The sequence below is a fragment of the Luteolibacter yonseiensis genome, assembly GCF_016595465.1.
Taxonomy (GTDB): domain Bacteria; phylum Verrucomicrobiota; class Verrucomicrobiia; order Verrucomicrobiales; family Akkermansiaceae; genus Luteolibacter; species Luteolibacter yonseiensis.
Map to the genome: position 1 here is coordinate 388697 of NZ_JAENIK010000013.1, position 20059 is coordinate 408755.

Below are 20059 nucleotides of genomic sequence, written 5' to 3' on the forward strand. Positions count from 1 at the left end.
CGGGAATAAAACCTGCTCTCCGCTCTCTTTCGAGAGGTTGGTCCGGCGGGAAATGGTTCCCCTGATACAGCTTCAGCGCCTTCTTTTTTTGTCATGTGGATCGTCCTCTTCGCACTTCGTTACAAGTACACCATCGGGGTGCTGGCCATTTTGATCCTGCTCTTCGGCATCATGTCCGGGAAGCGGATGTCCACCGACATCCTTCCCCGCGTCGATAGCCCGGAAATCACTCTCGTCTGGAACTACAACGGCCTGAACGCGGCGGAAATGGCGTCGAAGATCACGTCCTTCTCCGAGATCGCCACGCTGAACAACGTGGACGACCTGCAGGAAGTCCGCTCGGAGACCTCGAACGGCATCGGTCTCGTGAAACTGCGTTTCCAGCCCTACGTGAACATCAACACCGCGATGTCGCAGGTCACCGGCGTTTCCCAGACCATCCTGCGCCGGATGCCCACCGGCACCACGCCGCCGCTTGTCATCCGCACCAGCCCGTCCAGCGTGCCTATCGTCCAGCTCGTCATGTCCTCGGACACCATGACCAGCGGCCAGCTCTTCGACTACTCGCGCCTCGCCCTCCGGGCCCAGCTCCAGAGCGTGCCGGGCATGCGGATCTCCCTGCCCTACGGTGGGGCGGCCCGCCAGATCATGGTGGACCTCGACCCGGACGCGCTGAACGCCTACGGGCTTTCCGCGGCGGAAATCACCGCCGCCGTAAGCCGCCAGAACCTCACCCTGCCCTCCGGCAGCCTGCGCGAGGGAGGCCGCGAGCTTCCGATTGAAATCAACGCCAGCCCGGAAACCATCCAGGCGTTCCTCGATCTCCCGCTGCGCTCGGTGGAGGGGAAAATGATCCTGCTGCGGGACGTGGCGAACGTCCGCGACGGCGAGGCCGTCAGCACGAACATCGCCCGTCTGAACGGCCAGAATGCCGTCATGATCTCCATCCTCAAGCTCGGCAGCGCGTCCACCGTGGACATCATCGACGGCATCATGGAGCGCCTCCCGGAGATCAGGGCCTCCGCGCCTCCGGGCATGAAGATCGAGCCGATCTTCGACCAATCGATCTTCGTCCGCGCGGCGGTGAAGGGCGTGGAGCATGAGATCCTGCTCGTCGGCGGACTCGTCGCTTGTGTGGTCCTGCTTTTCCTCGGTTCATGGCGCTCCACGCTCATCGTGCTCACCTCCATCCCGCTCGCGCTTCTGTGTTCCATCTTCGGACTCAGCCTCATGGGAGCCACCTTCAACCTCATGACGCTCGGCGGACTGGCGCTTGCGATCGGCATCCTGGTGGACAACTCGCTGGTAGAGATCGAGAACATCAAGCGCCAGATCGCCCTCGGCAAGGACGTGCGCACCGCCATCATCGACGGAGCGCGGGAGGTGGCTTTCCCGGAGTTCGTTTCCACCATTTCCATCTGCATCGTCTTCCTGCCCATCTTCCTGCTGAGCGGCACTTCCTCCTACGTCTTCCGTCCGCTCGCGCTGGCGGTGGTGTTCGCGATGATCGCCAGCTATCTGCTGGCCCGCACACTGGTGCCCACGCTCGCCTCCATCATCCTGCCTGCGGAACTCCGCGCGGAGAAAAAGCGGGCGGGCCGCAAACCCGGCGGACTCTTCCGCATCCACCACGCCATCGAGCACGGCGTGGACCGCCTCGCGGAAACCCAGGGCCGCATCCTCGGCTTCCTGCTCCGGCACAAGTGGATCGCCATCATCCCCGTGCTCGTGGCCGCCGCCATCGGTGGATTTTCCGCGCTGAACTCCGGCCGCGAATTTTTCCCGAAAACCGACGCCGGCCTCATCCGCCTCTTTGTCCGCACGCCCAGCGGCATCCGCATCGAGGACACCGCCCAGGTCATGGCGGACATCCAGCGCGAGGTGCGCGGCCTCATTCCCAAGGAGGAGTTGCAGTTCGTTGTGGAAAATATCGGCACCCCCAGCTCCGTGAACCAGGCATGGGTGGAGACCACGGCCATCAGTTCCGCGGATGGTGAGATCCTCGTGCAGCTCGCGGATGAACACGGCCCCAGCGAGGGCTACGTGGAAAAAATCCGCACCATGCTCGCGGAAAAATTCCCCACCGTGCAGTTCTTTTTCCGCCCGGCGGACGCCACCAGCCAAACCCTCGCCTCCGGTGCGCCCACCACCTTCGAGGTGCGCCTCATGGGACGCGATGTCCCGGGCAACCTCGCCCTCGCCCGTGAGCTGAAGGAACGTTTCGCCAAGGTCCCCGGCGCGGTGGACGTCACCCTGCGCGAGGTGCTCGACCAGCCCGGCTACGCCCTGCGCATCGACCGGGCCCGCGCCGCCAGCTTCGGCATCAACGCCCAGGACGCGGCGAACGCCCTGCTCGCCGCGCTCGGCAGCGGCGGCTCCGTCGCGCCGAACTTCTGGTCGGATCCCGCCACCGGAGCGGCCTACGACGTCCAGGTCCTCGCCCCGCCCGCCAGCCTCAAGGCGGTGGAACAACTGCTCAATCTCCCCATCCGTCCCTCCACAGGCGGCAGCGCGGCGGTTCCCCTGCGGTCGTTCGCCACCGTCGTGGAAAAACGCTCGCCCGCCAGCGTCAGCCGCACTTCGCTGCAGCCGACCTTCACCGTCGTCGCGAACGCCTCGGGCCGCGACCTCGGCAGCATCACCGCCGATCTCGAAAACATCCTCACCGACCTGCGGAAAAAGCTCAAGCCCGCGAACATCATCGAGCTCACCGGCCAGGCCGCGCTCATGGAGACCGCCTACGGCGAACTCATCGGCGGGCTCGGCCTCGCCGCTTTTCTCGTCCTGCTGGTCATGGTCGTGAACTTCCAGTCCTGGACGCTGCCTTTCGTCGCCATCGCCGGACTCCCCGTCTCCATTTCAGGCGCTCTCTTCGGACTCTGGATCACCGGCACCCCGCTCAGCGTGCCCGCGCTGATGGGCATCATCATGGTCGTCGGCGTCTCCACCGCGAACAGCGTGCTCGTCAGCAGCTTCGCCCGCGACCGCGTGGACCAGGGGGAAACCCCACACGACGCCGCCATCGAGGCCGCCACCACCCGCCTCCGCCCCGTCATGATGACCGCGCTGGCCATGATCCTCGGCGTCATCCCCATGGCACTCGGCCACGCGGAAGGCGGCGAGCAGAACGCCCCGCTCGGCCGCGCCGTCATCGGCGGACTGCTCTTCGGCACCTTCGCCTCGCTTTTCCTCGTCCCTGTCGCCTTCGCCGCCGTCCGTGGCTACACCGCCCGCCGCGAACTCCGCAAAAAGGAGGAAGATGCCGATGCTCCGGAAGCGTCGGAAACCTCCACCAGCCCCGTCATTTGAAAATTTCCATGAATTCTCCCATCGTCTCCCGCGCTCTCCTGACCCTGCTTGCCGCCACCTCGCCGCTCGCCGCCCAGGACAAGGCGGACATCCCGACCGTCCGCACCGTGCAACCCGCCGCCAGCGTCGGTGCCGTCGCCTATGAAATCCCCGGCCGCACCGAACCCATCGAGCAGGCCACCCTCTTCACCCGCGCCACCGGCATCGTCAGCGAGCGGAAGTATGACATCGGCGACCGCGTGAAGACCGGCGACGTCCTCGCCATCATCTCCGCGCCCGAGATCGACCGTGAGGTGGAAGCCGCCCGCGCCTCCGTCGAGCAGGCCCTCGCCCGCGCCGACAACGCCCGCCAGAACGCGGACCGCACCACCAATCTCCTGAAATCCCGCGCCGTCTCGCTCGAGGAATCCGAACAGCGCACCTCCTCCGCCAATGAAACCGACGCGGCCCTGCGCCTCGCCCGTGCCGAACTCGCACGCGCCGAGGAAATGCAGAAATTCTCCAACGTCACCGCCCCCTTCGACGGCACCATCACCGCCCGGAACTTCGATCGCGGAGACCGCATGCGTGGAGATTCCTCCACCGCGGAGGGCTGGCTCTACCGTCTTTCCCGGTTGAACTCGCTGCGTTTCATCATCAGCGCCACCCCGGATCTCGCCCTACGCCTTAAGGACGACAGCACCGCGAACGTCCGCTTCAACGAGCTTCCCGGCCAGAATTTCAGCGGGAAATTCCACCGCTCCAGCCGCAGCTTTGACACCGCCTCCGGCACCATGCGCGTCGAGCTGCTCATCGACAACAAGGCCCTCACCCTCCCCGCCGGCCTCACCGGCACCGCGGCCTTCCAACTCCCACCCGCCCCGGACACCTACGTCCTGCCGAACAACACCCTCATCCTCCGCCTCGGCAAATCCCTCGTCGCCACGGTGAAGGACGGCAAGGTCCATTATGTCGAGGTCCTACCCGGAAGAAACTTCGGCCCGACCGTTGAAATGACCTCCGCCGCCCTCACGCCCGACACCGCCGTCATCGTCAACCCGAACGCCCTGCTTAAGGAAGGCGACACCGTGCAGACGGCGAAATGAGGGGGATCGACGAATGGCACCTGCCCAAGCGTGCTTTCGTCAGCGTCCGCCATCCCCGGCCTCCTTCAACTTCGCCTCGGTCGCTGGCTGGCCGACACCGCCCTTTCCGTCCGGCGTGAGAATGATGCTGCCGCTGTCCGAATAATGGAGAAGCCCTTCCGGCAAGGCACCGTAGTAGTAATGGCAGAACACCGAGTTCCCCTCGATTTTCTCGATCGTGAAATCAACCCGTGGCAGGAAACCGGAAGGGCCCATCCACTGGAACATCCCGCCCACCTGATAGGTTACCACCTCGCGGGCCTTCGCTTGATCGGAATCCTTCGTCAAGGCCACTTTCACCTCCTGACCGGAGACTTCGATGTCGGCGATGAGCGTCCTGGCGAGCTCCGCCACATCCTTGTGCCTTTGGTCCCTGCCTTGGAGCCGGATTTGATAGGAAGTCTTCTCATCAATTGAGCCACCGGGCCTCGCCGTCACCAGCACTCTCCCATCCTTACAGCCCCAAAAAATCATACCAACTCCCGACAGGCTGTCCTGCACTCCGGGCCCGAGCAAGGACACGATCTCCCGGAACGTCATCCCTTCCTTGATCTGGTCGAAACTCTGGATGTCCTTGTCACGATCCGCAGGGCGAAGCCCCCAAGGTTTGGATATGTAGGCCAGCACGCCATTGAGATGAACGGGCTTCGGCTTTCCAAACCCCTCCCCTGGCGGTGCCATTTCTGAGAGAGACTTCAAAAGGCCCTCGACGCCCGGTGAAGTGTCGGGCTCGGGAAAGCTCACAACGACCCCGGCCCGCAAGGTCTGCGGACAGAGAAAAACAAGAGCGGCAAGGCATGTTTTGAAAACCGTCATCGTCGGATTTTAATCATGGAATGCGCCGCTCCTGTGTAAATTCCGTGTCAATTCTTCCTAGCGTCAGTATCTGGAACAAGATCCGTATCCCTTTTCTTCACGAACCGACGGACATCAACGTCCACACAAAAAATCCGCCATCGCGGAACACCGGTTCATCCGTGCGGGTGCCCCCGGGAACTCGCGTGGAATAAGTTCCGCGCTCTGTTTTTTTCACACCGACTCGATCACCAGATTCCCATACGGGGTGGCGTCTCCCGTGCGGATCAGACCGATCGCATCCGGTACGCGCTTCTTGAATTCCACGTGCGCCTCGCGGGTCAGCGGGATCCCGCCAAAGGATTTCGCGAAGCGGTCCACCGTCTCCGGCGTGTTCGTGATGAGGAATTCCTCAGCCTGCCAGATGCGACCGATCTTGAAAACCGGTGTCAGCAGGTCGAGCACGTCCAACACCGTGGGGATACCCTTCGTCAGGGAGATGTCCACCGTCTCGATCTCCGGCCAGTAGGGAAACGCCCAGTCCGCGATGACCAGCGTGTTGGTGTGGCGGACGCGGGCGATCAGTTCGAGCACATGCGGATTGAGAATGCCTGTCTGGAGCATGGCGCGATTCTCATTTATCCCGAACGACCGTCAATCACACGAATGGGGCAGCATGGGAAAAAGAGGAAGCCACGGAAGTCGCGGTTCATTTTTTCCTTTTGAAGATGAATGCTGGAAAAATGTCCCCGGGCCCGCTCATCTTCCGCACATGAACGCCGCAGCCGCTGGATTTTCAATGCCCCCCGAATGGTCACCGCAGGAAGCGGTCTGGCTCTCATGGCCCGTGGAGGACCCGCGTCACTGGGGTGGGGCCAAGCGGGAGATGATCTGGTCCAAGTTCGCGGAGATCGCCGCCGGCATCTCCCGGTTCGAGGAGGTCCGCATCAATGCCCCGGGCAAGGACCACGCCGCCATCACCGCCATCTGCAACTCCGCCAAGGCAGTGCCCGAGCGTGTGCGCCTCTTCGACCACCCGCACAACGACGTCTGGTGCCGCGACCACGGGCCGATCTTCGTCAAGCACCGCGACACCGGCGAGGTGGCGGTGACGGATTGGGAATTCAACGCATGGGGTGGAAAATTCCCGCCATGGGACGCGGACAACGCCATTCCCGGAAAAATCGCCGCCTCCCTTGGCAAACGCCTTTTCCTAGGCGGCATGATCCTGGAGGGCGGAGCCATCGAGATCAATGGCGCGGGCCAGCTTCTCACCACCGAGGCCGTGCTGCTCAACCCGAACCGCAACGCGCTCCTCAGCCGTGAGGAGATCGAACAGCGCCTGCGCGACGGCCTCGGCGTTTCGGAAATCCTCTGGCTCAAGCAAGGCATCGAGGGCGACGACACGGACGGCCACATCGACGATCTCGCGCGTTTCGTCGATCCCACCACCGTCCTCGCCTGCGTCGACCGGGACTCCGCCTCGCCGAACCAGAAGATCCTCGCCGACAACCTCAGCAGCCTGCGATCCTTCCTCGGACCGAACGAACGCCCCTTCGAAGTGGTGGAGATCCCTCTCCCGGAAGCCTGCGAGGTCCCCGGCTGGAGACTTCCCGTGCTGCCCGCCTCCTACGTGAACTTCCTTATCGTGAACGGCGGCGTGCTCGTCCCGACCTTCCGCCAGGGAAAAAACGACGACCGCGCCCTCGGCATGATCCGCGAACTATTCCCCGGACGCGAGGTGGTCGGCATCGACTGCCTCGAACTCGTCGAGGAAGGCGGCACCCTGCACTGCATCTCCCAGCAACAACCGGCTTGATTTCCGCATTCATGCGCCACATCGGCGCTTCATTGCTCTTGCCGCCATCGCAACCGGGGCCGCCGTAGTCCGACCGTCCGTGGCTCCACACCGGTTGCGCAGTCACTTTGTATATTGAGATCTGTATCATTCACCAGATCTCTTCATCCGTGTGTATCCGCGTCCATCCGTGGTTCCAATTCACAAAGAAAAGGAACGTCGAGATATGAAAAGCGCTCAAAACGCCGCCACCGGTTGCAGCAAAAAGAATGGGACGACAAGGTCCCGGCTCTTACGGTGATTTGATGATTATCACACACGTTCCCCATGAAATCACCTACACCGGTTCCAGCAACCGATACCCGATACCCGCCTCGTTCTGGATCACCAGCTTGCTCCCCAGTTTTTTCCGCAGATGGTTCGCGTAGACGCGCAGGTAGTGCGTCTGGCCATCGCCCTGCTGGCCCCAGACCTCGCGCAGGAGCTGCCGCTGCGTGACGATCTTGCCCGCGTGTTTGGCCAGCGCGCGCAGGAAGGCATATTCGGTGGGCGACATTTTCAACGACTCGCCCGAGAGAAAAACCTCGTGACGGTCCAGGTGCATCGTCAGCGGGCCGACAACGATCTCCGGCGAATCCCCGCCGTGGTGCCGCCGCTGGATGACCGCCAGCCGGGCGACCAGTTCCGCCGTCGAAAACGGCTTGGTGACGTAGTCGTCCGCGCCATTTTCCAACGCCGCGACCTTCACATCTTCCTGGTCCCGCACCGAAAGAATCAGCACCGGGACCGCGCTCCACTCGCGCAGGTTTTTCAGAACCTCCAGACCGTCCATGTCCGGCAGGCCGAGATCCAGCAGCACGACATCCGGCCGGTGGAACGCCGCCTCCTGCAGACCGAGCCGCCCGTTTTCAGCCTCTCGCACCACGTAGCCGCGCGATTCCAGAGCGAGTCTCAGCAAGCGCCGGATCTGGATTTCGTCGTCAATGATCAGCGCGGTCATGGCTTTGGATTTTCCGCGATCCGGTCCGGGACACAAGCTCCGTCATCCGTGGCGAGAAATTCCGCTTTCAGCAGAATTTCGAACACCGCGCCTCCGTCCGGATGATTCCACCCGGCGATGTCGCCGCCCAGCGCTTGCACGAATCCCCGGGCGATGGACAGGCCCAGCCCGGTCCCGCCCGCCGGAGCACCGGCGGCCCGGTAGAATTTTCCGAACACCTGCGACTCCTCACCGGGCGGCAATCCGGGTCCGCGATCCCTGACGGTCAGGCGGAGCTTCTGCTCCGCGTGGCGGACGGTGAGCGAAACGGGGGACAGCCGGGGCGTGTAGACTCCCGCATTGTGAAGAATGTTCGCCAGCGCCTGTTGCAACAATGTCTGGTCGGTCCTGACCAGCGGGATGTCGGCCACGATGTCGATTCCCAACGGATGCCCGGACAATGCATCGCCCGCCGCCCGCACCGCACCGTGCACGAGTTCCTCCACGTCACACCATTCCAGTTGCGGCTCGACCACCTCGGACTCCAACCGTGTCATCTGCAGCAGGCTGTCCACCACACGCTGGAGCCGCTTGGTCGCGGTATCGATTTCCGCCACGTAGGGATCGCCCAGTCCCATGCCCTCGATGGACGCCCGGATGACGGCGAGCGGCGTTTTCAACTCATGGGAAACGCTGTCCAGCAGGTTCCGCCGCAACCGCTCGGATTTCTCCATCACTTCCGCCTGGCTGACGGCGTGGATGAAATGTTCCTTTTCCAGGACGAGCGCGAGTTGCAGCGCGAAGGCCTCCACCGCCTGCCGCCTGGTGAAATCCAGCGACTCCGCCCCGCCCGTCAGACGAAGACCGAGAACGCCCATCACCGAGGTCGCCGTCTGCAATGGGAACCACGTGGCCAGCGACTGCGGAAGCGTCTCGGTGAAGCGCCCCGCCACGGACTTGTTCTGGTAGGCCCAGTTCGCCACGGCGAGTTCGTGATCCTCCGGCTGCCAGGTGCTGGCCGCGTGCGCCGCCGGCAGCGACCGGTCCAGCCTGCGGACCACCAGCGCCGTGTCCGCCCCGATCACCGAGTTGATGACCGCCAGCGCTTCAGCCAGTCCCTTTTCCATCTCCGGAGCCAGCGCCGCGCTCTGGGTCACGCGCAGCAGCGCGTCCGTCTCCATCTGCCTTCGCCGCTCTGCGATCTCCCGCGTCCGCAGCCGGGTGGTCAGGTGACCCATGCTCACCGCCACGGCAAAGAACATCGCCAGCAAGATCATGTCGTCCAGCGCCCTGACCTCGAGGGTGAACTTCGGAGAAATGAAAAAGAAATTCCACACCAACGCGCTCAACCCCGCCATGAAGACCATCGGCCAACGGCTGATGCGGAACGCCGTCAGCAGGATGGCCATAAGATACACCAGCGCCGGAACCGTGTAGCCGACCACCGGCTCGATCTGCCAGCACGCGACCGTCAGGACGATCACCAGCGTGAAAACGACACCGTATTCGTGAAAACCGTGGGACCGGGGATATTTCCCGCCGCGTGTCTCCGGACGGACGGACCGTCTTCCAATCACCGGACGCACCACACAGACGTCGATGTCTCCGCTGCCCGCGATGATCCGGTCCGCCAGCGTCGGTTTCCACAGCGACCGCTTGTCCGCCTTTCCTACGACGATCTGCGAGACGTTGCGCTCGCGTGCGGTTTCCAACAAGGCGGCCGCCACATCGTCCCCTGTCGCGTGGACCACCTCCGCGCCGAGCTTCCGGGCGAGACCCAGGCCACGCGTGAGGAAATCCTGCTCCGTCTCGCCAAGCGGATGCGTCCCCTCCACCCACACCGCCAGCCATGGACAACCGTGCCTTCCGGACGCGCGGCGGGTCCAGCGGATCAGGCTTTCCGAGTAGGGGGTCGGCCCCACGCCGACCATCAGCCGCGCGTTCGTCTTCCAAGGACCGCTCACCCGCCGCGCCCTGCGGATATCTTCAAGATCGCGGTCCACCCGTTCGGCGGTGAAGCGCAACGCGAGCTCGCGCAATGCGGTCAGGTTTCCCTCGCGGAAAAATCCTTCGGCGGCGGCCTGGGCACGCTCGCCCATGTAAACCTTGCCCTCGCCCATGCGCACCATGAGTTTCTCCACGCTGAGATCCACGAGCTGGATCTCGTGCGCGCGATCCAGCAGGGAATCCGGCACCGTCTCATGCACCGCCACCCCGGTGACCTGCCGCACGATGTCCACCTGGCTCTCGATGTGCTGGACGTTGAGCGTCGTGACGACATCGATGCCCGCGTCAAGCAGTTCCAGCACGTCCTGATAGCGTTTCAAATGCCGGCTGCCCGGCACGTTCGTGTGCGCGAGTTCGTCCACCAGCAGCAGGTCAGGCCTGCGCTGGATGGCGGTGTCCAGATCGAACTCCTCCAGCACATGACCGCCGTATAAAATCTTCTTCCGTGGCAGGAACGGCAACCCGTCCAACAACGCGGCGGTCTCCCTGCGGCCATGGGTTTCCACCACCCCCACGAGGACCTGCAGGCCGTCCTGCTGCCGCTGCCGCGCGAACAGGAGCATGGCGTAGGTCTTGCCGACGCCCGGACACATGCCGAGCAGGATGTAGAGGCGGCCGCTCTTCCGCTCGGTTTCCTCACGCCGCACCTGGGCGAGCAGCGCATCCGGATCGGGACGGTGATCGTTCATGGGGGCGGGGCTTGGAAATATGGCGAAACACCGCCTGCAACGGCTTCATCACGCGATCCCGGCATACCATGGCAGAAGCCGTTGTCTGAAGCCATCGCAGTCCTTGAAGCCTTCCGCAGTTCGCGCTTCAGCGTGCTCTTCCGTGTGGAAAACGGGAGCTTGTGAAAGAGCAGGCTGAAGCTTGAACTCCGGACGGCGTTTTTGAAATCCACCGTACCCGTTTGATGCGGCGACGGCTTCACGCAAGCCGCATGCCGAGGCGGCTTCGCTTCAGGATCCATCAGATCCCATTCATTTGTGCCCATCCTGGCCATCTGCGTTTGAATAAAAACCTGTGATCAGAGAAAGATCAAACCGACCGATCCTGTTCCTATTTTCCAATGGAGTCGAGTGAGAGATTCAGGCGCGGAAGATCGATCCTCTCGCCACCCACCGCCCGGTAGGGATGGGATTCCGCCATCCGGTCGATGAGCAGTTCCAACTTGCGCACCGCCTCGGAATCAAGCTTCCGTTCGCCCGCGATGCGTGACACCTGTGCCATGGCATCCGTCACGCTGATCCATGAACCAGCCGTTTCAACTCCCCCGCCGGCCACCGGGTTGAAATACCGTGGCCCGGAAAGCCTTTCACCCAGCAATGCCTCCGCGATCGCCGCCTCTTCACCAGGGCTGACGACGCGGACGTCCTGCCGCTTCAGGTATGCCACGACGCAGACAACAGCCAGAAATACGGCCGCTCCCACCGTGATGATCCATCGCCATGCGTTCGGTTTCACGGTGCGGACGGGGAAATCGCGTTCAACGCGAGGTTCAGCTTCACCACGTTCACACCATCCTCACCGAGGAATCCGAGCGTCGCGCGGTCGGTGTTCGCGGAGACCAATTCCCTCACCTTTTCCACCGGCAACCCGCGGGCCCTGGCGACGCGGTCGGTTTGCAACGCGGCATTCGCGGGACTGATGTGGGGGTCCAGTCCGCTGGCCGAGGCGGTCACGGCATCCGCGGGCACCCCGGCATTTCCATCCAGGCCGTTGGTGGCCCGATAGGCGGCGACGCGCTCCTTGATCTGATCAGCGAGCTTCCGCGAGGTGGGTCCCAGGTTGCTGCCGCTGGAGCCTGCCGCGTCATAACCAGCAGCACCGGCGGCGGACGGGCGCGGGTGGAAATAGCCGGCGCCGCTGAAGTTCTGCCCAAGCAGCTCCGAGCCGACAACCTTTCCATTCCCATCAACGATGAGACTGCCATCGGCTTTTTTCGCGAATGCCAGCTTGGAAATACCGGTGACGGCCAGTGGGTAGAATCCGCAGCACACCACTCCGAAAACAAGGGTGGAAACGACGGCGGGACGAATGACGGAAAACAGATTTTTCATATCAGGCGAGGTTGAGGTTGGTGATGACGAGATCGATGGCCTTGATGCCGATGAAGGGGACGACCAGTCCGCCGAGTCCGTAGACCAGCAGGTTCCGGCGGAGGACCTCGATGGCTCCGAGCGGCTTGTAGGGTACGCCTTTCAGCGCCAGCGGGATGAGGGCGACAATGACGAGCGCGTTGAAGATGATCGCGCTGAGGATGGCGCTCTGGGGCGAACCGAGTTTCATGATGTTCAGCGCGGACATCGCCGGGAAGGTCACCATCAGCATCGCCGGGATGATGGCGAAGTACTTGGCCACATCATTCGCGATGGAAAATGTCGTGAGGGAGCCACGGGTCATCAGGAGTTGCTTGCCGATTTCCACGATCTCGATGAGCTTGGTCGGATTGCTGTCGAGGTCCACCATGTTGCCGGCCTCGCGGGCGGCCTGGGTGCCGGTGTTCATGGCCACCCCCACATCCGCCTGGGCCAGCGCGGGCGCGTCGTTCGTGCCATCCCCCGTCATGGCCACGAGGTGTCCGGCGGCCTGTTCCTCGCGGATGCGTTTCAATTTGTCCTCCGGAGTGGCCTGGGCCATGAAGTCGTCCACCCCCGCCTCGGCGGCGATGGCGGCGGCGGTCATCGGATTGTCCCCCGTGATCATCACGGTGCGGATGCCCATTTTCCGGAGCTGGGCGAAGCGTTCCTTGATGCCACCCTTCACCACATCCTTGAGTTCCACGATCCCGAGCACCTTCCGCCCGTCCGCCACCACAAGCGGCGTCCGTCCCGAGCGGGAGGCCGACTCCACCGCCTTCTCCACCTCCGGCGGATAAGTGCCGCCCTGTTGCTCCACCCATTGTTTCACCGAATCCGCCGCCCCCTTGCGCACGTGGCGGTCGTCGACGTCCACGCCGCTCATGCGGGTCTGGGCGGTGAACGGAACGAACGTGACATGCGGTTGCGCGACCTCCCGGGCGCGGAAATCAAACTTCTCCTTCGCCAGCACCACGATGCTGCGGCCCTCCGGTGTCTCGTCCGCCAGCGAGGCGAGCTGCGCGGCATCCGCGAGTTCCTTCTCGGAAACACCGGGCGCGGGCACGAAGTCGGAGGCCATGCGGTTGCCGATGGTGATGGTGCCGGTCTTGTCCAGCATCAGCACGTCGATGTCCCCCGCCGCCTCCACCGCCCTGCCGCTGGTGGCCATCACGTTCCGGCGGATCAGCCGGTCGATCCCGCTGATGCCGATGGCGCTCAGCAATCCTCCGATGGTCGTGGGAATGAGACACACCAGCAACGCCACCAGCACCGGGATGGTGAAGGAAATCCCCGCATAGGTTCCGAAAGGCTTCAACGTCACCACGACGAGCAGGAAGATGAGCGTCAGCGCGGAAAGCAGGATCGTGAGGGCGATCTCGTTCGGCGTCTTCTGCCGTTTCGCCCCCTCCACCATCGAGATCATGCGGTCGAGGAAGGTGTTGCCTTTCTCCGAAGTGATCCGGATGACGATGCGGTCGCTGATGACCCGCGTGCCGCCCGTCACCGCGCTGCGGTCCCCGCCGCTTTCGCGGATGACCGGTGCGGATTCACCGGTGATCGCCGCTTCATCCACGCTGGCGATGCCTTGGACCACATCGCCGTCGGCGGGGATGATGTCTCCGGTTTCACAAACCACGAGATCGTCTTTTTCCAAAAGCGCCGCCGCGACCTTCTCCTCTTTGTCGCCCTTGATGCGCCGGGCCATCGTGTCCTTGCGCGCCTTGCGCAGGCTGTCCGCCTGGGCCTTCCCCCGCCCCTCCGCCACCGCCTCCGCGAAATTCGCGAACAACACGGTGAACCAGAGCCAGACGGCGAGTTGGATGACGAACCCGCGGTCGGTGTGGGAAGTGAAGACCGCCACGGTCGTCAGGGCCGCCCCGACCAGCGTGACGAACATGACCGGGTTCTTGATCATCAGCCGCGGGTCGAGCTTGCGGAACGCCCCGCCGACCGCGGGAGCGATGATGGATTTGTCGAACAGTGATGGTGTGGAGTGGGACATACGCTTGCCCCCAGTCTCCACGGATTCCCGGTTCCGGGTAATCAAAGGACCTGCGATAGGCGTAAAAAAAGCGTTAAAATCCGTCCGTCACGGGCCAGAATTCTCTAGAAAAGCCACCATCGAAACGCCGCGGCCAAAAGAATCCTGCCCGAAGGAAATTTCCGCCACGGGTTACAGTTGACTCCTAACTACTTTATCCATAGTTCCATCGAAACAAGCCAGCCAACAGGCAGGAGAACCCATATTCGTGAACGTCCCATTGCCGCGCCCCCCATTCCGCCGATTCGCGACAATGCCACTGATTTTGGCCGTTCTGGCTTTTTTCATACAATCCGGCGTCGGCGACGAATCCCCGCTCTTTCCCTGCCCGGATTGCACCAAGCAGGTTTCACGGCGTGCGGTATCATGTCCGGCATGCGGTTGCCCGGGTGCCGCCATTCTGGAAGCGATGCGTGCCGATGAAGAACAAAAGCGTCCGAAACATATCGCCGCGATCGATGCTGACGGGCGAAAAGGAACAGCGGTCCTGGTCAGGCAGGAAGGAATCACCTACCTGATCATGGATGCCTTTGTGCTGGCAAAGACCACGTGTCTCGCCATCAAGGAACTGGGAACCGACAAAAACATCGACTACAGCGAGCCCGAGCTGATGTCGGATTCCCCGTTGCTACGATTCAAAGTCGTCGGCGAACCCCATGCCAGCCCTCTTGAACTCTCTTCCCTATCAGATTCCGGCCCACCTTCCGGCTTCCTTTCCTCCAATGATTCACGGTTTGCTAAGGATGACCCGACCATTGAGATGATTGCCGCCCTGGGGACCCGCGGAGAGTTGCAGGCCATCCATGTCGGGGAGGCCTGGGTATCCACCCGGACCGACAAGGTATGGACCGCGGCGAAGCCTGCCGACCTCCGCGCCCAACTCGACCTTCTCGCCCGTTCCCGGGAATCGGTCAAGAAGGACAAGCTCTCCGACAAGGAAGCCGCCGACCTTCGCGAGACCCGGTGGTTGACCCCCTATCTCGAATCCCAATCCGCGGCACTTTTACAAGTCAAACAGCCCCCACCCCAACCATGAAATCGACATTCCGATTCCTCCGCCCCTTTGCAGGAATTCTGGCCGTTCAAACAGCCTTCGCCGCCATCCCGGAAGTGACCAACGTCACCGCGGTCCAGCGTGCCGACACCAAGTTCGTGGACATCACCTACAACGTCGCGGATGCCGATGGGGACAAACTCAAGGTCCGGGTGGAGATATCCGACAACGCAGGAACGGTCTATTCGGTCCCCGCGTTTTCATTCACCGGAGCCATCGGCGATGCCGTGACGCCCGGCAATGGCAAAACCATCACTTGGAACGCGGGAGAAGACTGGGATGGCGAATACTCGGAGCAGATGCGGGTGAAAGTGATCGCCACCGACACCAAGGGATTTCCCGGACTCGAATGGGGTAACGAAGTTCCGCCAGGTGGTTTCCTCATGGGACAGGACGGAGGAGCGGAAGGCAGCGGCCCTTCCCGACACGTCAACATCCCGTGGTCTTTGTGGATGTCGAAATACGAGATCACCAACGGCCAATACTGTGAATTCCTCAATATGGCACTTGCAGCAGGAAAGGTCACACGGGCAGGAACGACGACCTACGTAAGAGCTATCCCCATAGGAGGGTGGACCGAAGTTGGTTTGTCGACACTCATCCTGATCGGCGACACCAGAGACATTCGCTGGAACGTCAACAATTTCGAGGTGGTCGGAGGAAAGACAAATTTCCCGGTGTCGGTGACTTGGTATGGCGCCCTCGCGTTCGCCCTTCAATATGGCTATGACCTCCCGACAGATGCGGAGTGGGAAAAAGCGGCCCGCGGCCCCGATCACGATGACCAGGGCGAGCATTGGGCCTATCCTTGGGGAAATTCGATCTCTGGAGGATATGCCAATTATGCGAACAGCGGAGATCCTATGGCCGATGGCAGGACACCGGTAGGATACTACAACGGCAATCAGATCCCCTTCGGCCCCGACACCAAAAACGCGTTCGGCCTCTATGATTTGGCTGGAAATCTCTCCGAATGGACACGTACCGCTCCTACAGATTTGGAATTTTACAATCAGGTTGAATGGCTTGGCAGCTCAAACCATTCCCTGACAAACTCGAGTGGTAGGATTACGCGGGGCGGAAACTCCTCGAGCCAGTCGACCAATAACAATCTCAAGATCTACTATCGGGAACAAATGGACCGTAACGCCGCAGATTCGCTTATCGGGTTCCGGGTGGTTCGGCGCAGCAATCCCTGATGGTCCCCGTCTTGATTCACCATCCTCCCCTTGACCATGCGCCACGCCCCGGAAACCCGTTCATGTCCCTGTGACCTTGGGATCGCGGTGTGGTTTTTCGCGACAATCGCCGTCAATGCGGCGCCGGAAGCGATATCTCCGCCGTTCCTGCTCGATACGGCCGTTCACATCCCCGACACCGATGGCGACAAGATGCCGAACCTGTGGGAGCTGGCGAACGGACTCAATCCCGCACTTGACGACGCGGCGGGAAATCCGGATGGAGATCACCTCGACAACCTTGCGGAATACAATGCGGGAACCCGTCCGCTTGTCTTTGATTTCACCGCCGACCGCTCCGCCGTTTCAGGACTGTTCGCGCTTTCACTCCGTCAGCCCGCACGGGACCAGGACGGCGATGGCATGCCTGACTCCTGGGAAACCTCCAATGGTTTGAATCCGGCGGTCGATGACAGCGCCGGGGATTCCGATTCCGACGGCTTGGGCAATCTCGCGGAATACAACGCCGGATGGAACCCGCGCGTCTCCGAGAAGGCCGTCACCTTGTCCGCCCGATCCGGTGTGTTCCTCGCCAATACCGGAGCCTATCCGGGCGGGTTTGCCCGGGATACGGACAATGACGGCATGCCGGACTGGTGGGAAACATCCTACGGTCTGAACCTCGCGGTGAAGGACGGCGGGCTCGACCCCGACTTCGACGGACTGACCAATTTACAAGAATATCTATCAGGACGCCATCCGCGCTCCAGCGATGTCAGCGGAGGAGCCTATCAGATTTCCCAGGTTTTCGTCGGAAACTTCTCCAACCGGCTTCCGGACACCGATCACGACGGCATTCCGGATATATGGGAAAGCACGTTCGGCACCAACCCGCTGGTCGCCGACTCCGTCGCTGATCCGGACGGTGACGGTCGCAGCAATCTGTCTGAATACAACGCCGGCACGAATCCGCTCGTCAATGATTGGAAGGGACCCGGTACCCTGACGTCCGTAAATTTCCTCACCGATACCGGTGGATTCAACGGCGGATATGGTCCTGACTCCGATCATGACGGCATGCCCGACCGGTGGGAACTCCAATACGGCCTCAACCCGCTGGTTGCGGATGCGAACGGCAACCCGGATGCCGACGCCCTGAACAATCTGGAGGAATACAATGCGGGAAGTGATCCGTCCAAATTCGGTTTTCTCATCCAGGTCGACGCCCAAGGAAATATCTTCACCTGCGACACCGGAGGAGCCCTGGTGGATAGCGACAAAGATGGCATCCCCGACTGGTGGGAAGAACAGAATACCGGAAACCGGACGGGCATGAGTCCCACCGCCGACAGCGACGGGGATGGAAAAAACAATCTCGCGGAATATGTCGCCGGATTGAATCCGCTCGATCCGGCTTCGCGCTTCGAAATCCGGACCAGCCAGATGACCACGGATGCCCAAGGCCCCCTGTTTCAGGTCCGTTGGAAGACAGTGCCGAACCGCCTCTATAAAGTATTCACCACCGGCAATCTGGGGGAACCTTGGTCGACGGTTCCGGTGGAGACCGTCGTTGGCGACGGAGTGGATCACGTCGTCGGGATCCGGCCCGGAGCACTGAAACATTTGTTCGTGAGGATCGAGGTTGAGGTCATTAAATGATGGTCTGAAAATCTCGGAAGGATCGCAGGGCCAGGCTTCCATCGCTTAGAAAAGCTGGCCTTTGATCATCAGGAAATGTTCGACGACAGGTCCGAGGGCGAGGGCGGGCAGGAAATTGAGCGCGCCGACGAGGATCACCGTTCCCAGCAGCAGCACGGTGAAGGTGGTGCCGGAGACGGGGAACGTGCCCGCGCCGGGCGGGGAGATCTTCTTTTTCACCATGGACCCGGCGAGGGCCATGATCGGGATGATCATCAGGAACCGGCCGATCAGCATGGCGGCGGCGAGGGTGACATTGTAATGCGGATCGCCGTTGGCGGGATTCGCCGTCAGCCCGGCGAAGGCACTGCCGTTGTTGCCCGTGGCGGAGCTGTAGGCGTAGAGGATCTCGGTGAATCCGTGCGGTCCCGCGTTGTTCAGCCCCGCCTGTCCCCATGCGCTGGCGGCGGCCCAGGCGGTGAATCCGAGGATGCTGGCGGTGAGGACCAGCAGCGCGAGCATCGCCATCTTCACGTCGAAGGCCTGGATCTTTTTCCCAAGGTATTCCGGCGTGCGGCCCACCATCAGCCCGGCGATGAACACGGCGAGCACCACGAAAACCAACATCCCGTAGAGCCCCGCGCCGACCCCGCCGATGACGACCTCCCCCAGTTCGATCATAAAGAGCGGCACCAGCCCGCCGATGGCGGTGAATGAATCGTGCATCGAGTTCACCGCGCCGCAGGACGCGGCGGTGGTGACGGTGGCGAAGAGCGAGGAGCTGAAAACGCCGAAGCGGACTTCCTTACCCTCCATATTGCCGCCGAGAGAGGAAACTCCCAGCGCCTGGTGGATCGGATTGCCGTGTGCCTCCGCCCACCAGCAGGCAAGGACTCCGGTGGTGAAGAGGATCATCATCGCCGTCCACACCGACCAGCCGTGCGCCTGGTTTTTCACGGACTTTCCCAAATACCAGGTGAGTCCGCTGCCGATGGCGAAGATCGAGAGCATCTGGAGGAAATTCGCGAGCGGCGTGGGATTTTCAAACGGCTGGGCGGAGTTGGCGTTGGTATAGCCGCCGCCGTTGGTGCCCAGCATCTTGATCGCCGACTGCGAAGCCATCGGGCCTTGGGCGATGGTCTGCGTGGTCACCTCGCCCGCCGGCTCCACCAGCGAGGCGGTGTCATAGGCCTTGAAATTCTGGATCGTGCCCTGCGATACGAGGAACACCGCGAAGACAAGGCAGATGGGAACCAACAAATAATAGGTGGTCCGCGTGACATCCACCCAGAAATTTCCCAGCGTGGTCACCGAGTGACGCGAAAGTCCGCGCACGAACGCGGCGGCGATGGAGATGCCCACCGCGGCGGAGGTGAAGTTGTGGATCGTCAGTCCGACCATCTGTGAGAAATACGACATCGTGCCCTCTCCCCCGTAGCTCTGCCAGTTGGTGTTGGTGGTGAAACTGACGGCGGTGTTGAACGCGAGCGCCGGGCTCAAGGCGGGCAGTCCCTGGGGATTGAGCGGGAGGAGGTGCTGCAGTCGGAGAATGGCATAGGTGAAAAGGACGCCCACCGCGCTGAAGACGAGCATGGCGAGGGTATAGCTCCGCCAGCCGTGCTCCTTCGCCACATCCACCCCCATCAGCCGGTAGGTGAGTTTTTCAAACGGACGGACCAGAGGATCTAGCCATGTTTTCCCATGGGGATCGAGCACCTTCGTCAGGTAGATGCCCATGGGCTTGGTGATCAGCGCGAGGACGCCGATAAAGAGTATGAATTGGAGCCAGTCGTTCGTGTGCATGGGCGTGTGTTAGAATTTTTCCGGGTGGATCATCGCCACCACGAGGTAGCCGATGAGAAACAATGCGATGAGGGCGATGATGATGGTTTCCATGGAGGTGTCGGTATCAGAGGGTCTCGCAGAAGCGGGCATACAACGCCCCGAGTGAGAAGAAGCCGAGGGTGGCGGCGAGGTAGATGAGGTCGGTCATGGTGGTGGTCGCAGGTTGGAACCATCCTGCCACGATCCGCCCCACGGGGTAGTTAAAGGCCC

Annotated in this window: 15 protein-coding genes; 6 read left to right on the top strand and 9 right to left on the bottom strand. The window is 62.2% G+C overall.

Features of this window, described 5'->3' with window-relative positions; all coding sequences use genetic code 11:
- The first annotated feature begins 93 nt into the window (after nucleotides 1–93).
- Nucleotides 94–3309, top strand: coding sequence for an efflux RND transporter permease subunit (locus JIN84_RS22035; RefSeq protein WP_200353263.1), 3216 nt, complete (start codon nucleotides 94–96; stop codon nucleotides 3307–3309).
- A gap of 8 nt (nucleotides 3310–3317) precedes the next feature.
- Nucleotides 3318–4394, top strand: coding sequence for an efflux RND transporter periplasmic adaptor subunit (locus JIN84_RS22040; protein WP_200353264.1), 1077 nt, complete (start codon nucleotides 3318–3320; stop codon nucleotides 4392–4394).
- A 39-nt stretch (nucleotides 4395–4433) separates the two neighbouring features.
- Here JIN84_RS22040 and JIN84_RS22045 read toward each other — a convergent pair whose 3' ends face one another.
- A complete protein-coding gene (locus tag JIN84_RS22045; RefSeq protein ID WP_200353265.1) occupies nucleotides 4434–5114 on the bottom strand; it encodes a hypothetical protein in 681 nt (226 codons plus the stop codon).
- A 348-nt stretch (nucleotides 5115–5462) separates the two neighbouring features.
- Nucleotides 5463–5852: an RbsD/FucU domain-containing protein gene (locus tag JIN84_RS22050; RefSeq protein ID WP_200353266.1), complete on the bottom strand. Its 390-nt coding sequence runs from the start codon at nucleotides 5850–5852 to the stop codon at nucleotides 5463–5465.
- Between the two features lie 148 nt (nucleotides 5853–6000).
- On the opposite strand from JIN84_RS22050, the gene JIN84_RS22055 reads away from it, so the two are divergent.
- Nucleotides 6001–7047 (top strand): agmatine deiminase family protein, encoded by a 1047-nt coding sequence (locus JIN84_RS22055; RefSeq protein WP_200353267.1) that lies wholly within the window; start codon nucleotides 6001–6003, stop codon nucleotides 7045–7047.
- A gap of 316 nt (nucleotides 7048–7363) precedes the next feature.
- Here the strand turns inward: JIN84_RS22055 and JIN84_RS22060 are convergent, their stop codons facing one another.
- The 5 genes from JIN84_RS22060 to kdpB all read right to left on the bottom strand — a co-directional run bounded on the left by JIN84_RS22060 (nucleotide 7364) and on the right by kdpB (nucleotide 14095).
- On the bottom strand, nucleotides 7364–8026 hold the full coding sequence (locus JIN84_RS22060; RefSeq protein ID WP_200353268.1) for a response regulator: 663 nt from the start codon (nucleotides 8024–8026) through the stop codon (nucleotides 7364–7366).
- Complete coding sequence (locus tag JIN84_RS22065) at nucleotides 8023–10701, bottom strand: sensor histidine kinase (protein ID WP_200353269.1); 2679 nt, start codon at nucleotides 10699–10701, stop codon at nucleotides 8023–8025. Before JIN84_RS22065 ends, JIN84_RS22060 begins: the two co-directional genes overlap by 4 nt.
- A 370-nt stretch (nucleotides 10702–11071) precedes the next feature.
- On the bottom strand, nucleotides 11072–11476 hold the full coding sequence (locus JIN84_RS23325; protein ID WP_200353270.1) for a potassium-transporting ATPase subunit C: 405 nt from the start codon (nucleotides 11474–11476) through the stop codon (nucleotides 11072–11074).
- Entirely contained in the window at nucleotides 11473–12072 is a 600-nt protein-coding gene (gene kdpC / locus JIN84_RS22075; RefSeq protein WP_200353271.1) for a K(+)-transporting ATPase subunit C, read from the bottom strand. The genes JIN84_RS23325 and kdpC overlap by 4 nt, the downstream gene beginning before the upstream one ends.
- Nucleotide 12073: 1 nt before the next feature.
- Nucleotides 12074–14095 (bottom strand): potassium-transporting ATPase subunit KdpB, encoded by a 2022-nt coding sequence (kdpB, locus tag JIN84_RS22080; protein WP_200353272.1) that lies wholly within the window; start codon nucleotides 14093–14095, stop codon nucleotides 12074–12076.
- 292 nt (nucleotides 14096–14387) lie between these two features.
- On the opposite strand from kdpB, the gene JIN84_RS22085 reads away from it, so the two are divergent.
- The 3 genes from JIN84_RS22085 to JIN84_RS22095 are packed head-to-tail and all read left to right on the top strand — an operon-like array spanning nucleotide 14388 to nucleotide 18025.
- Complete coding sequence (locus JIN84_RS22085; protein WP_200353273.1) at nucleotides 14388–15170, top strand: hypothetical protein; 783 nt, start codon at nucleotides 14388–14390, stop codon at nucleotides 15168–15170.
- The gene (locus tag JIN84_RS22090) at nucleotides 15167–16387 is read left to right on the top strand and encodes a formylglycine-generating enzyme family protein (protein WP_200353274.1); all 1221 of its coding nucleotides are present in this window, start codon (nucleotides 15167–15169) and stop codon (nucleotides 16385–16387) included. Before JIN84_RS22085 ends, JIN84_RS22090 begins: the two co-directional genes overlap by 4 nt.
- Before the next feature lie 36 nt (nucleotides 16388–16423).
- Nucleotides 16424–18025: a binary toxin-like calcium binding domain-containing protein gene (locus JIN84_RS22095; protein ID WP_200353275.1), complete on the top strand. Its 1602-nt coding sequence runs from the start codon at nucleotides 16424–16426 to the stop codon at nucleotides 18023–18025.
- A 45-nt stretch (nucleotides 18026–18070) separates the two neighbouring features.
- Here JIN84_RS22095 and kdpA read toward each other — a convergent pair whose 3' ends face one another.
- Together kdpA and kdpF are read right to left on the bottom strand one after the other, a co-directional pair.
- Complete coding sequence (gene kdpA / locus JIN84_RS22100) at nucleotides 18071–19807, bottom strand: potassium-transporting ATPase subunit KdpA (RefSeq protein ID WP_200353276.1); 1737 nt, start codon at nucleotides 19805–19807, stop codon at nucleotides 18071–18073.
- 9 nt (nucleotides 19808–19816) lie between these two features.
- Nucleotides 19817–19939: a K(+)-transporting ATPase subunit F gene (gene kdpF / locus JIN84_RS22105; RefSeq protein ID WP_200353277.1), complete on the bottom strand. Its 123-nt coding sequence runs from the start codon at nucleotides 19937–19939 to the stop codon at nucleotides 19817–19819.
- Nucleotides 19940–20059 lie beyond the last annotated feature (120 nt).